Here is a 3,865-nt window from a genome sequence, read left to right as displayed (position 1 = left end):
CTGAGCTACTACAATCAGTGATCTTCCTACATCACTTTTCTTATAATACTTATAATCCTGAGTGAAGTCTGGCAACTGCTTTTGTGATACTTTTGCTTCTATGATATATTTATTGAATTCTCCTTCTATTTCATTATTCTTCTTATTATTCAATGTAATGGGAAGATTTTTATTTTTAACTTCCTGTACCTCATAATATATTCCATCATTCATAAATGAAGGAGAAGGTTTTACTTGATAGACAATGGTATTTTCTGAAGGGAAGTCGATATTCCAGTTTTCAGATATATAATTCATATTCTGATAATGAAGAAGTGTAGAGACAACCACAACAACAATAAGTGTCATAAGAATGATTAGTATTTTCTTGAGTTTCATCATTTCACTCCTTTCCATACTTCAACTCTATCTAAGATATGATTCACTGACTATAATTCTTGCACAAGAGGCATAAATTCTAGCATAAAAGACATTGAAAAAGTGCAGCCTAAGCCGCACTCCATTATAAATCTACACCGTAATCAGTGACTACAACCTGTCCTGTAATAGGTGCTGCATCATCACTTGCTAAGAAAAGAGTGACTCTTGCAACATCTTCTGGACTACATGGTTTAAGTGATAAATCACTATGAGCACGCATAGCACCCATCATCTTCATATCCATTGTATCAGGTGTTAAGCCTGCTGCCATATCTGTAGTGATACTACCAGGACAAATCACATTACAACGAATATTTTCTTTCGCAAAACGCATTGCAGTATGTTTAGTTACACCAATAATAGCTGCTTTTGTAGAAACATAAACTGCTCCTCCAGCACCAAACTGACCTGCAACACTTGCAATATTTACAATAGAAGCACCACTTGTCATAACCTTTAATGCTTCAGACATACAATACATTGTACCCTTCTGGTTAATATCAATAACTCTATTTAAATCATCATAATCAATACGATCAATCGCATTTAATCCTTTATCAAGTACACCTGCATTATTCACTAATACATCTACTTTACCAAATGCTTCTACAGTTTTAGAAACTAGGTTCTTTACATCATCAATCTTAGAAATATCAGTAGGTACACATAATACAGTACCTCCTGCTTCCTCAATTTCTTTACCTACTTCTTCTAATACTTCTTTTCTTCTTGCTGAAATAACAACCTTTGCACCTTCACTTGCAAATAATTTTGCAATAGCTTTACCAACACCTGCATTACCACCAGTAACGATAGCGACTTTATTATCTAATTTACCCATATTCAACCCTCCTTGTTAAAACTATAACATAACTGTAAGCGTATTTATAGAGTGGATAATCAAATTCATCTATTTTTGTATAAAAAAACACCTCAAGAATAATCTTGAAGTGTTTGAGAAATTACTGTTCTTCTGGTAATTCCTTAAGATCATTATCACCAGTTACATAATGTAAGATAGTCTTTGCAGCAGTTCTAGGACCATCATATTCCTGACCTTTAATACCAAGTCTTGTACGAAGTACACCAACCTGTACACCCTGTTCAAACATCTTATGGAAGAATTCCTGTAATAATGGTTCTGTCTGTTCTTTTCTCTGAACTGGACCAAATGGATTTGCGAAATAAGAGCCAACTAAACCATATTCAGTAGTAGTACCCTTAGCCATACGATTACCAGCTCTGAATACCTTTAATGCATCTTCTTCATTATCGAAGAATTCTAATGCTTCTCCTTCAGCTTCATAGTTATTAGCATATAAGAAGATATCTACGTCATGATCAGCGATAACATCCTTATAATCAGTAATAGGAATTACGATACGTGCATTTACCTTATCTGGGTTCATGAATACAGATCTATCTAATTCCTTAAAGCTGTAACCAGCATCTAAGTCATCAAGACGAACGAAGGCACCAACTTCTGTACCTGAAGTCTTTACTTTACCGTCAACTAATGATAAGCAACCCATATCATCATAGATAGTCTTGATATCTTCGATATAAGCTTGACCATAAGCTTTGATCTGTTCAATAGTTTCTGATTTACCAGCACCAGAGTCACCCATTACAACGATATTCTTTTCAGAACCATCATGTAACTTCATCTGGATCATAGCACCATGGATAGGTAATTTGTGGTGGTTGATGTTAGATACGTTGTGAAGTGTTAAACACATCTTCTTCATATATCCGAAGTAATCGAATTCATCACTTGCTGATAGTTTAGCAACCATCATATCGTTCTTGTCATCCTGGAAGAATAACTGATCCTTTTTACCATCTTCATAACCATATACATATACTAGATCTGGTTTATTATGTCTATATTCTGATTCATCAGCAAGTTCAAATAAGTTACATAAAGTAACACCTTGTGCCATGAACTTAGTATTGAAGTAAACGAAACATAATAACTTACCAACCTTTGCAGGATAACATAACCACTGATCAGGATTAAATGTTAAGTCAGTGACTGGATTTGTTCTACTTTCTGGGAATACACCATCTCTTTTGTTTCTCTTAGAATAAGTGATAAATGGTGGATGAATAACAACCTGTTCAATGAATGGAACATCCTTTAAACATTCATAATCATCAGGTAAACCTGTAGTTAAGTGAGTAACAGTTAAACCAGCATTGACACCAGCTGTAATCTGTCTTAATACCTTATCGTTCTTACCTACAGCTCTCTGCATTGAACGATATACTTCTAATACAAGTTTTTCAAATGTTTCCTGAGCGTCAGCAAACTGTACACTCTGGTAACCTGATTTCTTTGAGTCATTGAAAACAATTGCATATCTCTGAAGCTTTCTCCAGTATAAATAAATGTCTTCAATTAACTTTACGAACATATCACGATCTTCAAAATACACTGCATATTCTGGTCTTAATGCACAAACCTGTTCTGCATCAAGCACAAGTAATAACTTGAAAATGCTTTTTAAATCTCCTAATAAGAAGAAATCATCCGCATTGCGTTCATGTAAATAAATATATAACTGTGTTTCTAATCTGCGCTGATTCTTAATGAATTTCTCCAATACTTTAGAGAAAGATTCACTCTCCACTAATTCACATCTACTCTGACAGAATTCTTCAGAGAAGTTTAAGATTGCATTACCTCTAGTAATTTCGAATTTCTTAGCCATTTTTTCATCCTTTCCAAATAGATTATGTTAGCTCCTATCTATTTTACCCCATAATAGCAGAGAAATTTACAATATGCAAAGCCTAATTTTGTAATTATCATATGTAAGCGTTATTATTTATGGAATTTAGTAAATTCCCATTTTTTTCTTGCTGAGTTAGTTAAGTCTAATATGCAACATAAAAAAGACCTTTACTAGAAGGCCTTAAAGAATACTTTACCAACTATTTCTTTCTTAAAAGAAACAGCACCTATATAACGGGAATCTGTAGAATGGTTTCTATTATCCCCCATAATAAAGACATCACCTTTAGGAACTGTATAAGTCCAATTACTATCTGTCATTGGTTCATTTATGTATGTTTCATTGACTTTCTTACCGTTACGGTAGAGTTCATGATCAATACATTCTATTGTATCTCCCTGCTTGCCAATGACTCTTTTAATGATCTGTCTCTGCTGTCCTAATATATTACATTTTGCAATAACAACATCACCATATTTTACATCATCATAATGATAGAACTGCTTATTGACTAAGACAATGTTCCCTTCATGATAATTAGGTTCCATAGATTGTCCTTCTACATGAGAAATCTGGACAAAGAATAAGAAACCATATGTAAGAACTACTGTCACAAGAATTACTTTTACATATTCTAATATTGTTTGTTTCATATTTTTCATTTTAATCACCGAAACGATTATACCATAGTTTTAGGATAATTCCTT

4 protein-coding genes are annotated in these 3,865 nt (G+C 33.5%); all 4 read right to left on the bottom strand.

The annotated features are described in order from the left end of the window. On the bottom strand, positions 1-378 hold a 378-nt coding region (locus B2S90_RS01810; RefSeq protein ID WP_286696468.1), incomplete at its 3' end, for a hypothetical protein. A gap of 124 nt (positions 379-502) precedes the next feature. Next, positions 503-1,261 carry an SDR family NAD(P)-dependent oxidoreductase gene (locus tag B2S90_RS01805; protein WP_055233288.1) on the bottom strand — a complete coding sequence of 253 codons (759 nt, stop codon included), beginning with the start codon at positions 1,259-1,261 and terminating at the stop codon, positions 503-505. Positions 1,262-1,382: 121 nt separating this feature from the next. Further along, complete coding sequence (locus B2S90_RS01800; protein ID WP_055233289.1) at positions 1,383-3,134, bottom strand: hypothetical protein; 1,752 nt, start codon at positions 3,132-3,134, stop codon at positions 1,383-1,385. A 194-nt stretch (positions 3,135-3,328) separates the two neighbouring features. Beyond that, positions 3,329-3,820: a signal peptidase I gene (gene lepB / locus B2S90_RS01795; protein WP_286696467.1), complete on the bottom strand. Its 492-nt coding sequence runs from the start codon at positions 3,818-3,820 to the stop codon at positions 3,329-3,331. Positions 3,821-3,865 lie beyond the last annotated feature (45 nt).

The organism is Catenibacterium sp. UBA627 (genome assembly GCF_002299355.1).
GTDB classification, from domain to species: Bacteria; Bacillota_I; Bacilli_A; order Erysipelotrichales; family Coprobacillaceae; genus Catenibacterium; species Catenibacterium mitsuoka.
Note: the sequence above shows the minus strand (reverse complement) of the source record. Positions and strands in the feature narration are given on the sequence as shown.

Excerpts from the sequence above, each read along its gene's own strand:
- B2S90_RS01805 (WP_055233288.1), bottom strand. The coding sequence starts at position 1,261 with ATGGGTAAATTAGATAATAAAGTCGCTATCGTTACTGGTGGTAATGCA.
- B2S90_RS01800 (WP_055233289.1), bottom strand. The coding sequence starts at position 3,134 with ATGGCTAAGAAATTCGAAATTACTAGAGGTAATGCAATCTTAAACTTC.
- lepB (WP_286696467.1), bottom strand. The coding sequence starts at position 3,820 with ATGAAAAATATGAAACAAACAATATTAGAATATGTAAAAGTAATTCTT.